The 22,552-nt window shown below is 48.0% G+C and carries 17 protein-coding genes; 1 reads left to right on the forward strand and 16 read right to left on the reverse strand.

Going from position 1 to position 22,552, the window contains the following annotated elements; genetic code table 11:
• Nucleotides 1-40: 40 nt before the first annotated feature.
• From ACKKE8_RS20195 to ACKKE8_RS20245, 11 genes are all read right to left on the reverse strand, one after another.
• Nucleotides 41-1,402, reverse strand: a complete 1,362-nt coding sequence (locus tag ACKKE8_RS20195) for a hypothetical protein (RefSeq protein WP_409174613.1) — start codon at nucleotides 1,400-1,402, stop codon at nucleotides 41-43.
• Nucleotides 1,403-1,502: 100 nt separating this feature from the next.
• Complete coding sequence (locus tag ACKKE8_RS20200; protein WP_409174614.1) at nucleotides 1,503-1,904, reverse strand: VOC family protein; 402 nt, start codon at nucleotides 1,902-1,904, stop codon at nucleotides 1,503-1,505.
• 19 nt (nucleotides 1,905-1,923) lie between these two features.
• Nucleotides 1,924-2,853 carry an RluA family pseudouridine synthase gene (locus ACKKE8_RS20205; RefSeq protein ID WP_409174615.1) on the reverse strand — a complete coding sequence of 310 codons (930 nt, stop codon included), beginning with the start codon at nucleotides 2,851-2,853 and terminating at the stop codon, nucleotides 1,924-1,926.
• Nucleotides 2,854-2,898: 45 nt separating this feature from the next.
• Entirely contained in the window at nucleotides 2,899-3,348 is a 450-nt protein-coding gene (gene lspA / locus ACKKE8_RS20210) for a signal peptidase II (RefSeq protein ID WP_409174616.1), read from the reverse strand.
• A gap of 77 nt (nucleotides 3,349-3,425) precedes the next feature.
• Nucleotides 3,426-4,067, reverse strand: a complete 642-nt coding sequence (locus tag ACKKE8_RS20215) for a serine/threonine protein kinase (protein ID WP_409174617.1) — start codon at nucleotides 4,065-4,067, stop codon at nucleotides 3,426-3,428.
• A gap of 835 nt (nucleotides 4,068-4,902) precedes the next feature.
• The gene (locus tag ACKKE8_RS20220) at nucleotides 4,903-6,327 is read right to left on the reverse strand and encodes a phosphoglucomutase/phosphomannomutase family protein (RefSeq protein ID WP_409174618.1); all 1,425 of its coding nucleotides are present in this window, start codon (nucleotides 6,325-6,327) and stop codon (nucleotides 4,903-4,905) included.
• 19 nt (nucleotides 6,328-6,346) lie between these two features.
• Nucleotides 6,347-8,308 (reverse strand): glycoside hydrolase family 15 protein, encoded by a 1,962-nt coding sequence (locus ACKKE8_RS20225; RefSeq protein ID WP_409174619.1) that lies wholly within the window; start codon nucleotides 8,306-8,308, stop codon nucleotides 6,347-6,349.
• Between the two features lie 18 nt (nucleotides 8,309-8,326).
• The gene (locus ACKKE8_RS20230; RefSeq protein ID WP_409174620.1) at nucleotides 8,327-10,732 is read right to left on the reverse strand and encodes a sugar phosphate nucleotidyltransferase; all 2,406 of its coding nucleotides are present in this window, start codon (nucleotides 10,730-10,732) and stop codon (nucleotides 8,327-8,329) included.
• 30 nt (nucleotides 10,733-10,762) lie between these two features.
• Nucleotides 10,763-13,600, reverse strand: a complete 2,838-nt coding sequence (locus ACKKE8_RS20235; RefSeq protein ID WP_409174621.1) for a 1,4-alpha-glucan branching protein domain-containing protein — start codon at nucleotides 13,598-13,600, stop codon at nucleotides 10,763-10,765.
• Nucleotides 13,601-13,610: 10 nt separating this feature from the next.
• Complete coding sequence (locus ACKKE8_RS20240) at nucleotides 13,611-14,231, reverse strand: DUF4912 domain-containing protein (RefSeq protein WP_409174622.1); 621 nt, start codon at nucleotides 14,229-14,231, stop codon at nucleotides 13,611-13,613.
• Nucleotides 14,232-14,234: 3 nt separating this feature from the next.
• Nucleotides 14,235-14,381 (reverse strand): hypothetical protein, encoded by a 147-nt coding sequence (locus ACKKE8_RS20245; RefSeq protein ID WP_409174623.1) that lies wholly within the window; start codon nucleotides 14,379-14,381, stop codon nucleotides 14,235-14,237.
• Nucleotides 14,382-14,568: 187 nt separating this feature from the next.
• On the opposite strand from ACKKE8_RS20245, the gene ACKKE8_RS20250 reads away from it, so the two are divergent.
• Nucleotides 14,569-17,490, forward strand: coding sequence for a collagenase (locus tag ACKKE8_RS20250; RefSeq protein WP_409174624.1), 2,922 nt, complete (start codon nucleotides 14,569-14,571; stop codon nucleotides 17,488-17,490).
• A 77-nt stretch (nucleotides 17,491-17,567) separates the two neighbouring features.
• On the opposite strand, the gene ACKKE8_RS20255 is transcribed toward ACKKE8_RS20250, so the two are convergent.
• The 5 genes from ACKKE8_RS20255 to ACKKE8_RS20275 all read right to left on the reverse strand — a co-directional run bounded on the left by ACKKE8_RS20255 (nucleotide 17,568) and on the right by ACKKE8_RS20275 (nucleotide 22,448).
• Complete coding sequence (locus tag ACKKE8_RS20255) at nucleotides 17,568-18,359, reverse strand: DUF4247 domain-containing protein (RefSeq protein WP_409174625.1); 792 nt, start codon at nucleotides 18,357-18,359, stop codon at nucleotides 17,568-17,570.
• 17 nt (nucleotides 18,360-18,376) lie between these two features.
• Nucleotides 18,377-18,883, reverse strand: coding sequence for a DUF4178 domain-containing protein (locus ACKKE8_RS20260; protein ID WP_409174626.1), 507 nt, complete (start codon nucleotides 18,881-18,883; stop codon nucleotides 18,377-18,379).
• 25 nt (nucleotides 18,884-18,908) lie between these two features.
• Entirely contained in the window at nucleotides 18,909-19,313 is a 405-nt protein-coding gene (locus ACKKE8_RS20265; RefSeq protein ID WP_409174627.1) for a DUF350 domain-containing protein, read from the reverse strand.
• 66 nt (nucleotides 19,314-19,379) lie between these two features.
• The gene (locus ACKKE8_RS20270) at nucleotides 19,380-20,045 is read right to left on the reverse strand and encodes a PspA/IM30 family protein (protein ID WP_409174628.1); all 666 of its coding nucleotides are present in this window, start codon (nucleotides 20,043-20,045) and stop codon (nucleotides 19,380-19,382) included.
• 147 nt (nucleotides 20,046-20,192) lie between these two features.
• Entirely contained in the window at nucleotides 20,193-22,448 is a 2,256-nt protein-coding gene (locus ACKKE8_RS20275) for a DNA topoisomerase 3 (protein ID WP_409174629.1), read from the reverse strand.
• Nucleotides 22,449-22,552: the final 104 nt, after the last annotated feature.

The raw sequence follows: 22,552 nt of genomic DNA on the forward strand, positions 1-22,552 counted from the left end.
CGATTCTGGACGGGTGTCAATGCAGCCCGAAAAAGTCTAACTATTCCCAATAGACGCTGACCCATGGTGGCAAATAGTTCGCATAATAACCAATGTCCCCTGTAATGTCTTTGATCAGCTCGACTTGTTTGTCCGCATCCTCACCTATTCCTTGGATAAACAGGGAGCCATGCTCCGCTCGATCCAAACGCAAGAAAAGGAGCTGTTTCCCATCAGGAGATGGCGCAGGATAGTAGTCTGCTGTATTCGCATCCCCTTTTGTCACCTGCTGTTCAGCTCCATCTGCGGACCGTCGCCAGATGCCTTGTTCCGGTACCATGACCTTTTTGGGGTCGTATGAATACGCTGTAGCCAAGCCTCTAGTGAAAAGCAGCGTGTACGGAGCTTTTGGAATCCATACTGGATAATTGTCTACCACCGCTGGACCAGGGCTGACTGTTTTGACCTTTCCTGCTCGATCCGCCAGCTTCAACTGCTTGTTAGTCGTGGCGATCCGGTCAGTGCCATCGACAAAGGCGAGCTGTTCACTATTTGGTGTCCAGACAAGCCAATCAGGATAAGCCAATCCTTTTCCGAGTTCTGTTGGCTTTTTGGCAGGCTGTGTCAAATCAAACCATTGAATAGGTACGCCATCAGCAGACAAGGAGCCGGAGTTATACCTGACAAAGTAGGCTACAGCCTTCCCATCCGGGGATACTTGTAAGCCTGTCGCTGCCCATGGGTAGATACCTTCCTCCTCTTTTGGCGGTTCTGCAATCGGGTAGGCAGCCAACGGTTTACCTGCAAGCGTGCGCAAGGCCAGCGTCATCGGCTTATTTTTTTCAGCAGGTAGCGAGACAAGCATGTTTTCCCCATCCGGCATCCAGGCAAAATCTGCGAAATCAGCCTTTGTTGTACTTTGCAAGGCTACTTCTCCTTGATCATGGACTTCTTTTACAATCAGTAATGGGCTTGGCGTCTCATTGCTGCCGATATTCACGGTGTATGCTAGCTTGTTCGCTTTTGGGGACCATTTCGGCATTTCAAAGACTGCTCGCTCGTCTACCTGCACAGCTTTGCTGCCATCCGCCCTGACGATCCATACGTAGCCTGGTGTCGAGTAATTGTCGTTGCCTTTGTACTTCACGAACAGGAGCCACTTGCCATCTGGTGACCAGCCCACGATCTGTGCATAGCCGTCCTTGGTGATTTGCTTTATCTTTCCCGTCGCATCCTGTCCATCTACCAAAAACAAATGCTGGTTGCTCGTAAATGCAATTTTTGCCGGAACGCTTATTTCTTTGTTCACACGCTCTGGCTGTTGGCTTTGGGCTGCCACCTTTGCTTCACCGTTTGCAGTGACAAGTACAACCAAAAGGACAAAAAGACTAATCAGCTTCCCCCATTTTCCGATCACAGGCATTCACTCCCTACACTCTCTATTGAATGATGAAAAAAAACGCCAGAAGAAAGTAATAAGCTTTCTACTAGCGTTTTCCAATCCAACTGCCATTATGTAAGTGTCATAGGAAGACTGGCTGCAACAACAAAAAACGATTGCCATACAGATCCTCGAAAACAGCCTCAATGCCATACATCACTTCGTTTGGTTCACTCACAAACTTCACGCCGCGTTGACGCAGTGTTTCGTATGTGGACGCAAAATCATCCGTCTCCCAAACCCACATTGGATTTTTGCCGACCTGACGAAGCATTTCCTGCGCAACTTCTTCCCGATGCCAATGGGTAGGGTCATGCAATACGATCTCTATCTCCTGCCCGGGAAGACCGACGGTGAGCCAACGAGAACCATCATCCATCCGAGAATCCATGCGTTTTTCGAAGCCGAGTTTTTCCGTGTAAAACCGCAATGCATCTTCACAATCGTGAACGTACAGCGTCACATGCGCTAATCTTTTTAGCACGGCTATTCCTCCCGTTCTCTTACGCTTGTCTGAGAACCTCAATGACGTCAAGCATTTCCTTCGGCATTGGCGCTTCGAATTCGAGCTGCTCTCCTGTACGGGGATGGATGAAGCCGAGTGTTTTCGCATGCAGAGCTTGTCCATCGAGCTCCAATGTATTTTTCGGACCGTATTTCGGATCCCCTGCCAGTGGATAGTCAATGTACTTCATGTGTACGCGAATTTGATGGGTACGTCCTGTTTCAAGTTTCAATTCCACCAACGTGTACTCTTTGAAGCGCTCCAGCACGATAAAATGCGTAACAGCTGGCTTACTGTTTTCAAAGACGACCGCCATTTGCTGGCGATTTTTCGGATCGCGCCCGATTGGTGCTTCAATCGTTCCCATTTCATGCGGGATGACACCATGAACAATCGCGATATACTTCCGATTGACCGTATGTGCTTTTAATTGTTCAGCCAAACCCATATGTGCCTTGTCGTTTTTGGCTACCATCAACAGGCCGGATGTATCCTTGTCAATGCGATGGACAATTCCCGGACGCAAAACGCCATTGATTCCGGACAAATCCTTGCAGTGTGCCAAAAGCCCGTTGACGAGTGTCCCACTGTAATGACCAGGAGCAGGATGTACGACAAGACCACGTGGTTTATTCACGACCACGACATCGCTATCCTCGTATACAATATCCAAGGACATCTCCTCTGGCTGGATCTCCATTTCTTTTGGCGGCGGAACACGAAGGGTCACTTCGTCCTCTGCCTGCAGCTTGTAGTTGTTTTTGATCGGTTCACCATTTACAGTGACACGGCCTTCCTTCACCCAAGCCTGCACCTGTGAACGGGACCAATCTTCATTTTGCAGCGTGATAAACTTGTCAATGCGCTCTTTCGTATCCGCTGGCTCTACCGTCCAATCGTAACGTTCAAACAATTGCGTGTCATTCATGTATGTTCTCCACCTATCCGAGCTTTCCCACTATTATTATCATGACTATCTGTTTTTCTTCCCATCCAGAAAAACATCGAGAAGCAAAATCCCCACACCAATCGTGATGGCCATATCAGCCACGTTAAAGATCGGGAAGTTAATCAACGTAAAATCGAGAAAATCTACGACTTGACCGGTCATCGCACGATCAATGAAATTCCCGACGGCTCCACCCAAGACCAATGACAGCGCCAACGATGCACGAGGTTGATTTTTTCCCAAGCGAATCAAGGAAATGACAATCCCAATCACAACGACAGTGGTAATGACAATAAAAAACCAACGTTGATTTTGCAGGATGCCAAACGCCGCTCCCATGTTTCGATGGGAAGTTAGATGAAATACGTCCGCGATCAAAGGAATGGATTCTCCCAGTTCCATATACTTCACGACTAAATACTTTGTAAACTGATCAAGCGCAATAATTACTGCCGCAATGAGATAGTACAACAATGGAATGTCCTCCTTATTCTGCTACGACCAGCAACTGTACAAATACAATGTCAAATGATCATTTTACCAGAGTCGGCCTACGTGAACAAGCGCTTTCCTTTTTTGTACAGTCGATAGCCTTTCCGCACCACTTCCAGCATCCACAATGGAATTTTCCATCCACGATCCTTGATAAATGGCAGGTACACCTTGTAATACGCCTTGCGTAAATCACGCCATTTCGTGTCTGTATCATTGACATAGTAATCCGATACGTCAATCAGATAACCTCGTCCCTGATCCATTAACACGTTTTTCCCATGGACATCATGCGGAAACAAACCCTTCTTGCGAGCTTCTTCTAGCGCTTCCTCCACGTCTTCAATCACCTGGGGAGGAATCGGAATACCAAAGCGAACACAGTCAAACAGGGGGATGCCGTTCATCCGCGTAATGACTAAGTATCCTTCCCCATAATCATAACAGACGGGGAAGGAACGAGTCTCCCCAAGCTTGCGATAGACTTCGATTTCCTGTTCGGCTCCTGGTCTTCCAGGTGCGTACAGCTTGATGACTACCTTTGGATAGTCCGGGTGGGCAAATACGGCAGCATAATTGCCGGTACCGACCAACTCCCACGGGTACGGTGTGTGGTGTACGACGACTGGATCATCCGGCGACAGACTCTCCACTTGAACTTCCTGTAAAAATGTTTGCAATATATGCTGATCGATCCGCATCGTTTCTCATCATCTCTCATCAGTTACCGACTTCGAATTACGTTAAAACAAAATTACTACTACGATCATTCAGACACTTCCTATAAGGGGCAAAAAATCCTTTGCACTGGTGTGGCCAGGAAGCCCTGTCCGATTCCAATGAAAGGATTGCATATGGACAAGAATACCTCATTTTTTCGATTTGGTAAATGGGTAGTCAATGTCCAGCAATAGCACCTGTTTTTAAGTAGTGTATCACGAATTATTCTATCTGATTCATGAAGTCTCTTGTACGTTGCTGTCGTGGTGGGGAGGAAACAGGAGAAAACGCTCAGATTCTAGGGCCACCCCCTGCGGGATTGACTGCACGACTCCATGCAAAAAGCGAAACCGCGTCCAAAGTGGTCCTTTCAGGATGTGTTTCAGAGGTGGACGCTTAACGGCGTGTTTCGCTTTTTGCATTGCGTCTCGGTCGGTGTCCCTAAGATCTTCGCTTATTTCTCCTGTTTCCTCTACGAGCTTTCTGTGTGAACCGATTTTTTAATGCCTGAAAAGATTGAAGAACCTTACCAGTTACGACAGAGAAGAATATTTCCAGACGTAGCGACTTGTGGAGTCCTACCCAGCGGAGAAGGGATTCGCGGGCAAAAGAAACGCAACCGTGCTCCTACTTCGAAGCGGCTACCACTTTTGCGTTTCCCCGCGAATCCCTTCGGAGCGGACAGTCTCAGCCCCCAGCAGGACGGAACCTGGAGCCTAGACTGGAAATATTCTTCTCTTCACCGCAGCCCCATAACATGAACCGACGAAAAAAAGAAGAACCTGGCACATCCATGCAGGCTCTCCTCTTCAGATTTTACACATTAATCTCCAAAAACCATTCACGAATCGCATCTTGCAGCTTCTGCAAAGCCGTCGCATTCGTTGCTTCACAATAGATGCGTACCAACGGTTCTGTTCCAGACGGACGGATCAGGACCCAATGTCCTTCCTCGAGCAACAGCTTGACCCCATCCACTCGTTGAATTTCCAAAACCTGATAAGGACCAATTAGTGCAGGTGGCTTGGTGATCATTTGCTGTACCCATTGATCTTTTTCCGGCAATTTCATATCAAGCCTCGTATGGAACAGCTCGCCGAACTGCTCGTATACGTCTCGCAATATTTGATCGATTCCTTTGTTTTCATACGCGCACATCTCGGCGAGCAACAAATTGATGAGTACACCGTCTTTCTCCGGGATGTGACCGAGAATGCTGGCCCCGCCACTTTCCTCTCCGCCGATGAGCACGTCACCTTTGCGCATTTCCTCACCGACGTACTTGAAGCCGACTGGCGTCTCCACCAGCTCAAGACCATAATATGTAGCCATCCGATCCAATAGATGCGTAGTCGCTACTGTCCTGACAATCCGTCCCGTCAAGCCACGATTTTTTCGCAAATGATAGGTCAGCAGGACGAGTGCTTCGTTTGGCGTGATGTACTGTCCGAAGCGGTCGACGACTCCGAAGCGATCCGCATCGCCGTCATTGGCAAGGCCAAGAGATGCTTGGCGTTCTACGACTTCTTTTTTTAGCAGATGCAAATGCTTATCGTTTGGCTCAGGCAAATCTCCTCCAAAAGCCGCATCGGGGACTTCTCGGATTCCAACGTTTTTCACCCCCGCCTCAGACAAAAAACCGCTCACGTACCCCATGCCGGCACCATGCATGGCATCGACAACAACGGACAAGGAAGAGTTTTGCAAAACGTCCATATTTACCATCCGTCTAAGATGCGCCTCGTAATGAGGACGCAGCACAATGACTTGCAGCAGCTTGCGGGCCTTTGCTTCTGCGAGGGAAATCGTACGCACCGATTTCGCCTGGCAGGTTTCGCTGATCCACTCTTCTAACCTTTGCGTGATCGCAGGCGTTGCAGGTCCAGCGTACTCCGGAATGTATTTGATGCCGTTATATTCGGGTGGATTGTGACTGGCCGTGATCATGATTGCACCACTCGCTGCAAAATGCTTCACTCCAAAGGCTACGGCAGGCGTTGGCGCTGCTTCGTTCACAAAATAGGTTCGAATGTCATTCGCAGTCAGGACAGCTGCAACCTCTTCCGCGAAGCGTCTCCCCAAGAACCGTGTGTCGTGCCCGACCAAAACAGGCTGCTCCTGTTGTCCGATTTCTTTGGTATAGCTGGCGATGGCTTGTGCGACAATGCGGACATTCTCGACAGTAAAGCCATCTGCGATTATGTCGCGCCAACCGTCCGTACCGAAACGGATCGTTGTCATCTCCTCATCTCTCCCCTCGTTACCGCAACTCATTCACCTTTTCCAAATAACGCAAAACAGTGGCAACATAAGTAGCATGTGACCACGTCAGCGGTGCAACGGATACAGGAGCACCTGTATACGGATCGAGCTGTTCGGATAGCACGCCACTTTGTAGGGCATGGCGTACGACCCAGGTCAGTCTGTTCTTTGGCTCTTGGAGTTCATCGAGCGATTTTGCCTTGGCAATTTCCCAATCAGCCACCCATAAGGTGCAAATGATCCATGGATTTCCCGGCACCTTCGCCGTGTCATGTGATTTTTTGAAATAGTAATCGCCTTGATAGCGAGCAATTCCACCGATCGCCGTGTCTACCCGCAAACTCTTTTTGACAGCTTCCATCGTCCGCTCAACTCTCGGATCGTCTACGGAAAACACATCAAGTGCAAACAAGGCGAACAAGCTGCTCTCCACCGTGAAATCTTTTTCGACACTCCCATCTGCTCTTACATAAATCCCACGTAAAAAACGCCCGATTTCAGGGTCGTACAGATGTTTTTCCATTGCCCCACGAATGCGCTCTGCCCCTTCTACGTAGCGTTTGTAGCGCCGATCATCACCAAACAGCTGGGCGAAACGAGCCGCAGCCATTAAGCCTGCGAAAACAGTAGCACTGGTAAACGTAAAAATTCCCCGTCGCTCTTCCCATAAGTCGTAGCTTGGTTTTGGGAGTTGCAGCTCTGGATGGACATACTCCAGCAAAAAGCGGGCCGCCGGACGAACCAGCGTGGGATAGAGCGCCTGGCAGTCTTCAATTTGCTTGCCACTCTTGTATTGCTCCCAGAGCGCGTACAGCACGAGCGCCGTCTCATCCTCCTGAATGGGGAGCTGAATATCTCCTTCAACGATATACGGATGCCAACTGGAGCCGACAGACCCATCTGGATTGTACTTGTGCAGCAAATACCCGTCCTTATTCAATGCGTCTGAGCAAAATCGGAAAAAGGGTGCAACTACTCCCGTATAGCCCGCTTTCGCCATCGCACTTGCAATCAACGCTCCATCTCTTGGCCACATGTAGCTGTAATGGTCGCGATTGAATTGGAGAATATCCGAGTCATTCGCAGCGAGAATCGCTCCGTTCTGATCAATTTGCGTGCGCACGAGTAGCAAGCTGGTCTTATACAGATTGACAATCTCTGCCGGAAGATCAGCAAAGTCCCGCTCTTCCTTATTGACCCAACGCTGCCAATACACCGCGACCCGGCTGAGCAAACGTTCCGGATCGCTTTCGAGTACATACTGGTTCAATACTTTGACATCCTCATACGATTCACCAATGCACATCCAGTAAAAGAGCGCCTTCTCTTCTTGCGGTTGCAGCATGAGGGAAAAGGAGATCGTACTATCTACGGAGCCTTGCGCAATCGGATTGCCGGACAAAAGGCCATCCTCCGCGTCCCTCCAGGTCCCCTCCGCATAGTTGAACCGCTTGATCCCGACGCTGTACTGATCGATCCCACCTGTATCCGTTTTTCCATTCGCCATGATGTACACATTGCGCTTGTAATGGTAAATGGTGCGCAGCATAGGATCAAAAACAGCGGTATCCCCTACCTCCGTCTCATTCAAGCTGAAATCGTGATTAAAAAACAGCCTGACCTCTCGCACCTCGCTCGTCAAATTTCGAACGCACACCTTTTTCAAATAAATCGGGTCACGCTGATGCACCCCATCTGCAATTTGCAGGGAGATGCCCAGATGTTCATGATGAGCATGAACATCTGTCACCAAAGACTCCTGTCCGTATCCGAGCTTCCGCGTCCAGCCGTCTTCATCCAGCCAGGAAAAGCGACCTTGGACCCATATCCCCAGCTTGCTAAAGTGTCCCCCAACATGATTCAGCTGACCGACATACGGAAAATAAAGATCTCGCATGTGCAGCTTGTCATCAAAATTAATCAGCAGTTTTCCGTTCCCGACGACGAGCGGTCTCGGCATGCCTTCACGTCCTTTTCGTTATAGGCTGTCGATCTCTCTCTTTTCGTGAAACTGATATTCGGCAATTCGCCTCGCGTAGGAAGAAGCAAGTGTAGCCGCGGTCTCTGCCGTCGCCCCTTGCGAAATCACTTTGACGTGCGAATCCTCTGAATCGGGTAAAATCAGCACCCAGCCGTTCGAATCGTATACCTTGATTCCATCGACGAGCTCCAGCAGCTTGCCTTTGTTTTCTTCCATCACTCTGCGCATGACCTTCCCTTTTGCTGCCCATGGGCAAAAGACAGTCTTTTTCTCCATATGGCACGCTGGCAACAGCTCCAGCAGAACGCTGAGCGGTTTTTCTTCAGAAGCGAGATACGAAAGAATTCTCATGAGGCTGTACACGGCGTCAAACATCGGATGAAAACGCTGTTCGTTTGATACCTCCATCATGGATCGCGGAGAGACCTTGGTGCGTACAACCTCCATTTGCAACAGCTGGGCCATATGCTCCAATTCAATCGGTGCACTCACAGGAAGGCCGATACGTCGGTGCTGACCACTGCAAGCCAGCAGTTGCAGAGCCGTGATCTGTTCGTTCGAGAGCTTCTCTCCATGCTCGGTAAACAAGGTAAATTGCTCGCCATTTTTATCGAGACGAACCCCTAAATCCGCTCCCTTTTTACGAATCCCTTCTTGTATAGAGCTGTAATGTGCCGTGACTCCCAGTGCATGCAAGAGTGGCTCAAGAAAAGTCGGGAAAAAACGCTGTTCACAATCGATCAGCAGGTGGAAGCGCTGGCGCTGGATGGACGATACATTCAACTGTTGGACCAAAGCATGAAGATAAGCTTCTTGTACTTGATGCTCGACTTGCAGTGCTCCCAACCGATGCAGGTTGCGCACATACGTCTCTTGCCAGTAAGCATTCTCAATTTTTCGCTCCATATCACGAGAAATCGGCAAGCCCGCATGATCGATAAATTGGATGACAATCTCTTTATCATCGACTGGCTCTGCCATATAAACATGAATGCCGCCTTTGCAATCGAGAGAGCGCACGCCATATCGGATCAAGGGGGAATTGCCAATCCCGAGATCGACTGTATCAATACCGGAAGAGCACAAGCTCGTCATGATGCTATGCTTCAATAGCTGAGCAAATGGGTGTGCGCATGCGGAGAGCGCAATTTTATCCCCCGCTTGTAATAAATACGCGTAGGCAGCAGCAAGTCTAGTGACGAATTCGGGTGTGATGTCAACATTGCCAATGCCCTTGATTCCATGCGTCCCAAACAAATTTTTGGTTTGCTTGGCACCGTAGATGAGCGAGGTGGTGACAGTCGCATTTTCACCGACTTCCTTATCCGGCCAAATTTTGACCCCTGCCTTTACCACTGACTTCGCCCCAATGAGGCACTGGTCTCCAATGACCGCCCCTTCCCCGAGTTGTACGCAATCTGCAATTCGGGTGTTGCGGCAAAGGGTCGTTCCTGTGATCTCTGTTTTTTTCCCAATGACACTATTTTCCCAAATGATTGACCGGGACAGCTTTGTACCGGAAGAAATCACCGTATTTTTTCCCAAAATGGAATAAGCACCAACGGAAACTCCAGCCTGCAAGTGTACATTTTCACCGATATAGACAGGGCCTTCCAAGCGGACCGATGAATCGATGCGAACATCATTTTCCAGGAAAATGCGCGGCGCGATTTCCTGTGCTTTTATTTCGAGATGCACGCGTCCATCCAACAAATCAAACTGGGCTTGCTGATAAACCTCCAAGGAGCCAATATCAGACCAATAGCCGCTTGCCTCATATCCGTATAGAGGCTTTGCTGCTTGTAAAAAGGACGGGAAAATTTCCTTGCTGAAATCCACTTCCCGCTCTTCTTCTATATAAGACAAGACGTCGGGCTCGCAGACGTATATCCCGGTATTCACCGTATCGCTAAAAACCTCCGCCCAGCTCGGCTTTTCTAAAAAACGGGTAATGCGTCCGCCCTCATCTGTCATGACAACTCCGAATTCCAGTGGTGTTTCTACGCGCGTCAAAATCAACGTAGCCAGTGCGTGATTTTGCTCATGAAAACGAATGGCTGCCGACAAATCGATGTCTGTCAACGTATCTCCACTAATCACGACAAAGCGCTCATCCAGAAAATCCGCGCAGTTTTTCACGCTGCCTGCCGTGCCCAAAGGAATCGTTTCTTCAAAATAGACGAGCGAAACACCGTAACGAGATCCATCACCAAACGTATCGCGGATGACATCAGGCAGGTACTGGAGTGTCACTGCTATCTCTGTAATCCCATGCTTTTTCAATAGATCAATCGTATACTCCATGCAAGGCCGGTTTAAGAGTGGCACCATTGGTTTTGGCGTGTGGCATGTTAACGGACGTAGTCGTGTACCTTTTCCCCCAGCCATGATTACTGCCTTCATCTTCTTTTCTTCCTCCTTCATCGTTGCAATCTATGTTGTCATGCCGATTTCCGCGGGTACGCCAAGCGAACGGTATAGATCGATGGTTTGACTCGCCAGAAGTGTCCAGTTATAAAACTGTTTCACATCTTGCATGGCCGTCTGTGCTAGTTGATGCCGCTGATCAGAGTCGCGCAGTAGCCAGCGGAGTTGATTCGTCAAGGATTCGGGGTCGCCTGTGTACATCATGGCGCCATTTTCACCATGGCGAACGATCTCTCGCAGCCCTCCCGTATCCGCAACAAGAACTGGCGTACCCAGAGCCATCGCTTCCAGTGCAACAATTCCAAAAGGCTCATACAAGCTCGGGAATACCGCCACATCAGACAAGGCGAACAACTCATTTCTCCTAACATCTTCTACGAAGCCCAAGAAGCGGACTTGCTCAGAAAGTCCCATCTGATAAACCAACTGCTTCCACTCGTCTTGCATCGGTCCTCTGCCAGCTATAAGCAACTTCGCATGGGGAAACTCAGCGCGCAGCCTTGCCATGGCTTCCAACAATAGGTGAACACCTTTTTCCTGGACCAAGCGCCCTACAAAAAAGAGGACAGGGCCATCCCCTATCGCCAACTCCTGCCGAAGCTGCTCACGATTTACATCCGGTAGAGGCATGAGATCGACACCATTATGAATGACACGTAATTGCGATGATGGCGTTCCGAAAAGGCGCATGACTTCCGACTCCATATACTTGCTGCAAACGATCAGCGAGTCAGAGCTTTGTGTTAGCGTACGTTCACACTCATGAATCCTTTGCTGCAACGGTGTATGAATGCCTTGTTGCCGTCCATGTTCCAAAGCATGAATCGTGCTGACGAGCGGAAGAGAGTACCTCTGTTTCAGTTCGATCGCAGCCCAGCTGACAAGCCAATCGTGAGCGTGGATGACATCTGGTCGCACCCCGAATGACCAGAGCTGGAAGGCAGCATCGACCATCGCCAAATTCAGTTGAAACACCCATGCCAGAAAGTCAGCTTGTTCAGAAGGAATGTACGTAGGCAAACGATGTACATGAACCCCTTCCATCGTCTCATCTATGGAGCATGAATCTGTCGAACGTGTCAGCACATGCACCACGATTCCTTGCTGGACAAGATGCCTGGCGAGATCGTAGACAGCCCGACCAAGCCCCCCTACCACATGAGGGGGAAATTCCCATGCAAGCATCAAAACTGTTTTTGTCGAAGACTGATCTTGCGTAGCCGCTACCAATTGACGCGATACGTTCACTCTATGCGTTTGTTTAGGCAAATAGAACGTGATATCCAAGTCAGGAAAGATTGGAAAGTCAGCTTCTGCTTGCGAAATTGCCTCTTCATCCAGTTGATGCTCTCGATACATCGCTACGAGAGCCCGCATGCGAACCAAATGGTCATGAACGCGTTGCACCGCATAACGTGTGACCGTTTGACCGTCTAAAATAAACGCCCAATCACTACTTTGGGCCAGCATTAATTCGCGTGCGGCCTGTTTGAGGCACCGTAAGGCAAGCTGATCTCCTTTGTTTTCAGAAAAAGTAGTAATCGCTCCGATCAGTTCCCGCTCTGCTTGATGCAGATGCCTGTATATCCAGCCATTGTTCTCGTTCAGCCAGACTTCTCCGTAGCCATTCCTCCCCCACGTAGACATAGGCAAGTGACCACGATCCTGTTCTGGATACTCCTCCAAATATTCAGATGGTGTAATTAATTTCACTTCTTTTGAATCACAAACCGTTTTTCGCATGAGAAAATCCAAAAATTGCGGACCCTCGAACCACCAATGACCAAACAGTTCCGCATCATAAGTGGCGACGACTAACGGCTTGCGATCCATCCAGTGAATGGCTTCCTCCACTTGACGCTCTCGGTGATACAGGAAGTGTCCCGCATGAGACGCTGCTTTTTCGCGCGCCCAGTCTGGCTCATACCAGTCTTTATCCCCTTCTTTTCCGGTGATCCGATAGTATTTCAAACCGGTATGCACGCGAATGCCGTCAGGATGGATGTATGGCTCGATGTAGCTCATCTCCCTGTCGAATCCGATATCCCGGTAGTATTCACGGTAGTCATAGTCCCCTGGATAGCCGTCGATCGAGCTCCATACCTGGCGGGAAGCTACTTCATCTCGGGCAAAGGCAGCCACTTCATGCGGTGTGAACAAGGGAGCCAGCACCCCTCTGCGAGGTACAGGCGTCGCATGCTCTACCGTGTGACTGTCTACAAAGAAATACCGAAGCCCCGCCTCTTTCAGCAAACGATCCAGTCCAGGTGTATACGCGCACTCCGGCAGCCAAATTCCCTTCGGACGTCTCCCCAGAATCCGCTCGTGTGTATCGACACCCACCTGAAGCTGTGCCCGAATTGCCTCTTCTGTTTCCACATAGGGCAAAAAGGAGTGTGTGGCTGCGCAAGTGATGAGTTCGAGGCATCCGCTGTCCGCGATATGCCTAAAGGCCTTGATCAGGCGAAAATCCCACTTGCGGCAATAGGCAATGATGCTTCGAAAACGCTCCACGTACATTTTGGCGATACGGTGTTCTTGGGGTTGACCTGCGGTTTGCTTGACTTCCTTCCCAGCCAATTCAACAGTCTTCGCTAGATGTGTGCGAAAGCGTGTCACGATCAGATCATCATCCAGCATGGAAAGTAATGTCGGAGAAATAGCAAGGGTCATGCGAAAAGCGATGCCGTCTGAGAGGAGCTTGTCGAAAACCATGAGCAAGGGAAGATAGCATTCCAGCATGGCTTCATACACCCAACGCTCTTCCAGGCGATCGTCCCGATCCCCGTGTCGGACATAAGGCAGATGGGCATGCAACACGAGGGAGAGATATCCTTTGTGCACAAATGACACCTCACTTATTTGATGTTTGGGTATACAACGAGTAGGAGGAAAAGTTCTCATACCAGGAAGGTGTAGCTGAATCGTGGATGGGCTCAACTAACGGTTCCCCCCAGTTAGCTTTTGAATGGCGCGGGGTAACCACCGTTTCCGAGCGTAATATCGGACAAAACCGCTTCTGTTCATATAAACCAAAATCAACCATGTATGTACGTCCTGGCTCTACATCTTTCACGTACCAGGAATGAGCGTCTTCATGTACGAGCACATCTCGGACGGAATGTGCATTTTTTCCATCAAACAAACGTTCCGTTACATCATACAGACGCAAGCCCTTCTGGATGTGACGATAATCAGCTTGCAGGTACGATGCGACCATTCTCATGCGTGGCCAAGTGATTTCCCAATAGACGAATAGCACAGTCGGTCCTTGTGTCATGACTTTGACAATGTCCCGACCATAAAACGCAGGCAATTGCCATTCCAATTCCGTTCTTGCGGGAGGTGGTGTCACTGGCTTCGCACGGTCTTTTTGCAGGCGATACTTAACTTGACCGATCGTTAAGCCGCACTCTTTGGCAATTTGTGCAATGGACATGGATCGTGAACGCAGTTCGAGAATTTTTTCCAGCATCTTCTAGCACTCCCCTCCGCCAACTTCACCTATCTGTGCTTTCCCAATGTCAATCATAGCCAATACTGCTAACAAAGACTGTCGAATACTGGATGCACATCCCTTCTTCTTTTGTCGATCAACAATCATGTTTTCGTCATAGGCAAACAAAAGTCGCTCTCCTTCCATTCTTACAAAGCAACTTCTCTAGACATTCTTTTCTTTTTGTCGAATAGGAAGAAAGAGCTATATTCCGTCATCTTTTGTTTTATTTGTAAGTATTTTCATGTTGGATACCGATACTATAAAATATTCACTTCTACTTCCAAAAAGAATGAAAAAGGAGTCAACGAAACAAATGAATCATTCATGGATTAGCATGGTAACAGCAGGATCAATTGCAATTTCAACGGTAGCGGCAGGCTTGCCACTAGCAGCTCAAGCCAAAAGCACGCCGCCAAGCCCATCCAAAGAGCGCAGTGATTCGCAGATTGGTCATACACCGGTTCAGGAAAACATGTCGAAGAGTCAGTTACGCCAAGCAGCCAAACAGGAGAAGTACAGCATCTCGCACCTGAATACATTGGACAATTCAGAGCTTGTTGAATTGTTGAAGGAAATCAGTTGGACGCAAATCCCTGAGCTGTTTACTTACAACGACGACACCCAGGAATTTTATGAGGATCAGGAGCGAGTTCAGGCCATCATCGATGCCTTGCAAGAGAGTGGCAAGAACTTCACCAAGGATGACGAGCAAGGCATACATACATTTGTAGAAGTTTTGCGTTCGGGATATTACTTGGGGTATTACCATAAAGAATTAAAGTATTTGATGGAACCAAAGTATAAGCAAAAGATTATTCCAGCACTTCAAGCAATTACTTCCAATCAAAATTTCGCCTTAGGTACAAAGACTCAAAATGAAATCATCAGTTCTACGGGAAAATTAATTAGCAACACGACTGTTGATTCTGAGACAATCGACCTTCTGTCAAAAGTAATGGAGGACTTTAACGACAATCGGGATAAATGGTCAGATGATCGCGAAGCGAGCGAGGCCTTTTACAGCGTCCTTCAAGGTGTTGGCTATGTTCTGATTTGGGGAGTAGATGATTCAGAAAGAGATGAGCTGGAAGGCAACATCGACGCATTTCTCGCCCCCATCTTTGACATGGCGGAAAATGGGGACACTTCCGCTGACCACGTATGGTTGACGAACAATGCCCTGTATTACACAGGGAAATTGGGAAGCTACTACAGTGATCCAGACAAAGCCAATGAAGTATTGACGATAGCAATGAAAACCTTTAATAAGTGGAGCGAGCCATACTTCACGGCCGCGCAACAAATCGAGGAAGCATATGGTGAGGATGCCAATGGGAAGAAAATCGACCTCGAGGAAATGAAAAAAGAAGGGAAAAAGCATTATCTTCCGCAGCAATTTACTTTTGATGACGGAGCGGTTGTGTTCAAAACGGGAGATAAACTAACAGAAGAACAGGTTGAGCGCTTGTATTGGGCATCCAAGGAAGTAAAGGCACAATTCCATCGTGTCATCGGCAATGACAAGGAGCTGGAGAGTGGTAATCCGGATGATGTACTGACCATTGTCATCTACAATACGCCTGATGAATATAAAATGAATCGCTTTTTGTACGGATACGAAACAGATAACGGTGGTATCTACATTGAGGGTACCGGCACTTTCTTCACCTACGACCGGACAAAAGAGCAAAGCATTTACAGTCTGGAAGAGCTGTTCCGCCATGAATTCGTCCACTATTTGCAAGGCAGATATGAAGTGCCGGGCATGTGGGGACAGGGAGAGATTTATGAAAACAGCCGCTTGCCTTGGTATGAAGAAGGCGGAGCTGAGTTTTTCGCAGGTGCTACCCGAACAGAAGGAATCAAGCCCCGCCAGTCAGTTGTAGGCAATATCCGAAATGCAGCGCCTTATCTCGATTACACCGCGGCAGATATGTTGCGTGCCAAATACGGAACCATGGCATTCTACGACTACTCTTTCGCGCTTCAGTACCATATGTTCAAGAATGATTTTGCTCGTCTGGATAAAATCAATGATACGATCCGTTCCAATGATGTCTCTGCTTATGATGACTTGATCGAAGAATTCAGCCGTGATCGCGCTCTTGAACGTGGCTATCAAGAAACGTTAGAAGAGTTGATCGGCCAGTATGAAGAGTTGGATGTCCCTCTCGTTTCAGATGATTATTTACAAAAAGTGGACGTGACCAGCAAAGAAGAGGTTTATCGTCAAATCGCAGAGGTTGCCTCTCTGACCGATGTAAAAACAGATGAAAAAGACTCTGGAGATTTCCGCAGCTTCACGTTGCGTGGGGTCTATACGGGTGGAGCTTCCCAAGGGGAATTTCAGGATTGGCAAGAAATGAACCGCCTCACAGATGGATTCCTCAAGGAGTTATCGGATCATTCCTGGAATGGCTATGACACAGTTACGAGCTACTTCACCAATTATCGTACGACAAAAGATGGACGCTTTGTCTATGATGTCGTGTTCCACGGGAAGCTGGCTCATGAAGATGGACCCGAGACAGAGAATCCAACGCCTACCCCTGAAGAGTCGTCTATTTCATTGGGTAAACCGATCACCGGTATCATCCATCCACAAAAACCGAGTCAGGAGTTCCGTCTCGATGTAAAATCAGCCCAACAGCTTCAAGTAGAGATGGAAACGAAGCAGGGAGATGGAGTGGCGTGGCTTGTATTCCACGAGTCCGATAGAGAGAACTACATCGCCTATCCCAACAAGCGTGAAGGCAACAAGCTGATCGGATCATTCGATGCAAAACCAGGGACTTACTATGTGACTGCATATACGTATGGTACAGGGCAAGAGAACCAACCTTTTACCTTATTGGTTACGGGTGAAGATAGCCCGCAAGAGCAACTCTATCAAGAAAGCGAGAGCAATGATTCTACTGAGCAAGCAAATGGCCCATTGCCGATAGGCACGACTGTTTCAGGCGATATGAAAGGAAACGACTGGCAAGATATTTTTGCCTTCCAAGTAGATAAATCAGAAGAAATACGTATTTCTCTGAACCCTCAGCAGGGACAAAGTGTGACTTGGATGCTGTTCCACGAAGGAAATCCAGATCAGCCTGTAGCGTACCCGCAAGAGATGGAGGGAAATCTGCAAAATGCCCATTATCAAGTAAAGCCAGGCCGTTACTACTTGTATGTGTACAAATATCAAAATGAAGACGTTGCGTATACGGTAGAGACCAAGCAGCGCTAATCCGCAAAACAAAAACACCCCCAAACGAGATACAAAAAATCGTTTGGGGGTGTTCGTTTCTGTCCTATTTTTTACGGTTATCGGCGCTTTGTAATTCGCCCAGAGCCCCCTACCTTCGTTCGTGGGGGCGATTTACTTTTCGGTGGAGAAAAGCTCGAGCGTTTGGATGAGACAGAACCACTCGACTTCGACGATTGACTGCTGGAAGAACGAATAATTTTACCTGAACTGCCGCTAGACGACGACTCCCCCTGCTTCTTGAAAAGGCTGCCGTCAGAACCTACCGTACCATCCGCGTTCTTCGCATTACTCCGTTTGAAAATACTTCCGGTACCCTCTTTGGTAATCGGCGGCGCTACTTTTTTGTCCTCGGTTGTAGGCACGCGATACGTTCCGGAAGGCTTGTATATGTCCTTGCTAGAGTAGCCACGATAGCTGCCCTTAGTATTTTTCTTCAGCCCGTCGAACAAATCATCCAGTACGCTGGCTACAATGTATCCTTGCAAAAACGAAGAATCGTAGTTTTGCCGGACGTACTCTTTGCTGTCGACCTCGATCAACGTATCCGTCGGCTTAGCAGCGTCTTGCTGCAAATGGTATACCTCGTCCGGATAAATGAGGAACATATGCTGCGGATCTTCTTTGGATATTTCATCTGGCGTATTCTGCTCCGCCAGCTCCAAGGCTACTTCCGGTACAGTCTTGTCTTCCGCACGATAGATGCGTGACGACTGTCCATTTTCTTTGGTAGAGACAGATTCAAGCGGATATGTCTCGCCCACCGCAGGACTGCCACAACCCGCTAGCGTAAGGAGGAACAAGGCCGGAATCAGCAGGAGCTTGATTGATTTCATCCATGGATTTGGCATGTACTTGTCCCTCCTCTCTATGCGCCGCGCAGTACCTGCACGTCCGCTGGCAGAACACTTTCTCCCTCATAGAGCATGAAACGGCCATCCTGCCACTCGATTCGCAACAACTGTCGTTGATCCGATTGAAATTGCCAGATGTACTGCTCCCCTGATGTGTGAAACGGCGCTTTCCCCACAACCTGAACGGAGCCATTATATTGCTCCTCCAAATGGTAGGTGACATCGTCCATCTCGATTGTGGTCGGTACTTCGTCTATTGAATCCAGTCGTCCATCAATCACGCTATACAGTTGATAGACAATCTTCTCCCGTTCCTCGATATACAGGTAGCGAATGGTCGTTCCATCCTGTAACGTAAGCATCGTGGCTTTGCGACTCGCATTGCTCGCCTTCCCGATTACTTGATAGGTAACGAGCGATACATCGACCACATCACCCGGTCCCACCGTCAGGATGCTCTTCTCCGGTGCAGGAGGCTCATGTTTGGCAAAAATATTTTGGATTCGCTTCATCAAACTCATGCTGTACTCCCTTCCCTTTCAAGTCTTACAGACATGCAGCCAAAACCAAGGCACCCACGAGATGGAATGAACCAGCCATCATGGCATGTGCCACTTTTCCTTCCTGTGTCCCTTTTTCCAAGTCCAGTCCGGCTACTTGCTTTAACAGCCATTCCACGATTCTCTCCAAAAGGAATAAAATAATAAAGGAGACCACAGAAACGAGCAGTGCTGTCCACAATAAGTTGGAAGTAATAATGGATTGCGATAAGATATATCCTTGCGCAAACAACTTCATGACAAAACGCGTCGTAACCGCGATGTTTCCATTTTTGATTTCCGTGATGTCCTTGTATTTCGTAAACAACGAATCGATCCACATTAAAACAAAAAGTAAAATGCCGCCAGCTCCTGTCCAAACCAGCATCCCTAGTATTTCGTTCCACGTCAAAGCGAATCACTCCACTTTCGTCAAGGTGTTTAAGGTCTGAAAAAAAGGGAAACCGCCTGAAGCGGTTTACCCCTCATATTTTTTCATCAGAGCAGCCAGTTCGTCCTCAACGGCTTGATCCTTATTCAGCTTCGCAATTTCATCATCTAAAGAGCTCTGTTTTTTGTAAATTTCGCCGCTGGCTTCTGCTTCTGCTTCCATTTGCAGTGCTTTTTCTTCCATGCGTTTCAATCCAGCCATAGCCGAGTTCGAGTCGAAGCCACCCATCGCCTGGTTGATCGTCTTTTGTGCTTTGGCTGCATTGACGCGGGCAACTAATGTTTCGCGCTTGTTTTTCAGCTCGGTAATCTGTTTTTTCATTTCAGCCAGCTTCTCGCGCAATCCGTCGGCTGCCAGCTTGTTTTTCTCGTAGCTGTCCTTGTATTCGTTCATTTTTTGCTCGGCGGCTTTCTTTTCTTCCAGAGCTCGTCGAGCCAGATCAATGTTCTGCGCTTGTGCTGCGATGTGAGCTTGCTCTTCACGCTTTTTCACCAAGGCTTCCTGTTCTTCATACAGCACCTTGAATTTCTTTTCCAAAGCAATTTGGGCGGCAACCGCTTTCTCTGCTTCGTTCAAGTCTTCTTGCATATCACGCAAATATTGGTCTGTCATTTTGATTGGATCTTCTGCTTTCTCAATCAAAGCGTACAAATTGGACATGGTCAAATCACGCAGTCTTTTAAAAATGGACATGGATTTATTCCTCCTTAAGTACGTGCTAGGTAGTTCGGCCTAAATTTGCCGTCCCCGTTATACCTGTATTTACGAAGGTTACGCAAGTAAGTTTCAACAATTTATTTTTTTATTGGCTCAAGCATAGTCTAAACCTACGTTTCGTCGTTACTCGAAAGTAAGCTCGCCCGATTCTACACTTTTCAAAATAAGTTTTGCTTGAAATTGTGTCCCATCCTGACGTTCAAGCTTCATTTTACCTGTTTTGCCTTTTTCAATGAGTGCTTTAATCTGTGTATCCGTCAGCATACGCCCGTAATTCTCTTTCCATATGACGAATTTACAGCCTACGTTGTAATTTGAACAACCGTAACCTTTGCGTCCCATGAATATAGAGCCCCCGCAACCCGGTCGTGGACATTTGGTGATAATACTCGAAGTGGTACTAGTGGCCTTTGCGACCGTTCGAGTTGAAGTCTTTGATGTGGCATTCCTGCCACTTGATCTGCCTGTAGTTCGCCCACCAGCTCGTCCTCTTGTTTTCGAAGATCCTTTCTGCGTGGTACTCTCACTCTCAAACAAGGTCTTCTCAGCACGAGATTGTACGCGAACCTTTTCTACGATCATTGTAGCGAATTTCTTCACATTCTCCATGAACTGCCTTTCGGAGGCGGTCCCTCGGGAGATCTCATTCAAGCGGCGCTCCCAATGCCCTGTCATTTCAGGAGAGGTTAATAGTTCGATCCCTGCTCCCCTAATCAATTCGATAACGGTACGGCCTTTTAGCGTAAGTTGAACCTTTTTCCCCTGCATCTCAACGTATCCGACTTTTTTCAGTCGTTCGATGGTAGCGGCACGAGTTGCCGGGGTTCCCAGACCAGATTCTTTCATCGCATCACGCAGTTCCTCGTCCTCGATTTGCTTGCCTGCGCTTTCCATGGCCTTTAGAAGCGTTCCTTCCGTATAATGCTTGGGCGGCTGTGTTTCTTTCTCCTTTACCATGGCATCCGAGCATACAACGCTGGCATCAGGTTGAATGATAAAAGGCTCGTTCACTTCAATCTCTTCTTTATCCTCTTCTTCTTTGGCCGAACCTTTCACATTCTTGGGCTTTTCCTTCTGCTGATCGGCATAAATAATCTTCCAACCTAGACTTTTCCGTTCTTTCACCGACGTTTTGAACAATTCATTTTCCACATCGGTTATGACCGTATGCATCTTATATTCAGCTGGTGGATAGAACTGTGACAGAAAGCGGCGCACGATCAAATCGTATAACTTTTGCTCATCTGGCGTAAGCCCTGAAGCCTTGCGATTTGTCGGCAGGATCGCATGGTGGTCGTCTACCTTTGCTGGATTACATATAAATTTGTTGCCTTTATGAACCAAACTACGGTTTGCACCCTTTACCAGATTGTCATATCCAGTGCCTTGCAAGGACGACAAGGTGTTGTGCATTTCGGGAATATTTTGCTCTGTCACATAGTTGGAATTCGTCCGCGGATAAGAAATCACCTTGTGTTTTTCATAGAGTGCCTGTGCTAAATCCAAGGTTTTCTTGGCGGAAAAACCGTACTTGCCATTGGCCTCACGTTGTAGCAATGTCAGGTCATACAACTTGAATGGATACTCCTTGGTATCCTTTACTTCGTAGGATGCGATCCGCCCTTGTTTTCCTTTCACTTTACGAGCCAGCATTTCTGCTTTGGATGGATCAGTTAAGCGATCACCTTGCCAAATACCCTTGTACGTCCTTTCACCCTGCGAAAAATGCCCTTCCACTTGAAAAAACGTAACCGATGAAAAAGCCTCAATCTGTTTCTGTCGATCATAAATGAGAGCAAGGACAGGTGTCTGTACTCGTCCGACAGAAAGGAGCGCATTATGTTTGGTCGTAAATGCACGTGAGCCATTCATCCCGATTAGCCAATCTGCTTCACTACGAGCTTTTGCTGCCCTCGTTAAGTTTTCATAGGCTGCGGCATCTTTCATCTCCGCAAATCCTTTCCTGATCGTTTCAGGGGTCAAGTCCGATATCCACAGTCTTTTAACGGGGTGACTCAATTTTAGATGTCGCTGAATGAGTGAAAATATATGTTGACCTTCCCGCCCGGCATCGCATGCATTAATCAGCTGATTGCTTCGTTTGGCCAACTGCCCGATCATTTTTAGCTGATCGATTGTTTTCCGATTGGGCACTAGCTTAAATGTTTCTGGAATGATAGGAAGATCATTTATGTTCCACTTTTTATATTTTTGGTCGTACGCCTCCGGTTCCGCTAGTCCAATTAAGTGCCCGATTGCCCACGTAATGATGTATTTTTCACCTTCTAAGTAGGTGCGGTGATTTTTCGCTTTAGGATCTATTGCGGCGGCAATATTTCGTCCCATGTCAGGTTTCTCCGCAATAATTAATATCTTCAAATGATAATCGCTCCTTCTAAAAACTCTCTGCAAATGTACCTAAAGACCGCCAACCTGTCGAGGATCGGTCTAACGTTCTGGATTCCTCTCTATTTTACTACAAG

This window comes from Brevibacillus fortis (genome assembly GCF_046196545.1).
GTDB lineage: Bacteria > Bacillota > Bacilli > Brevibacillales > Brevibacillaceae > Brevibacillus > Brevibacillus fortis_A.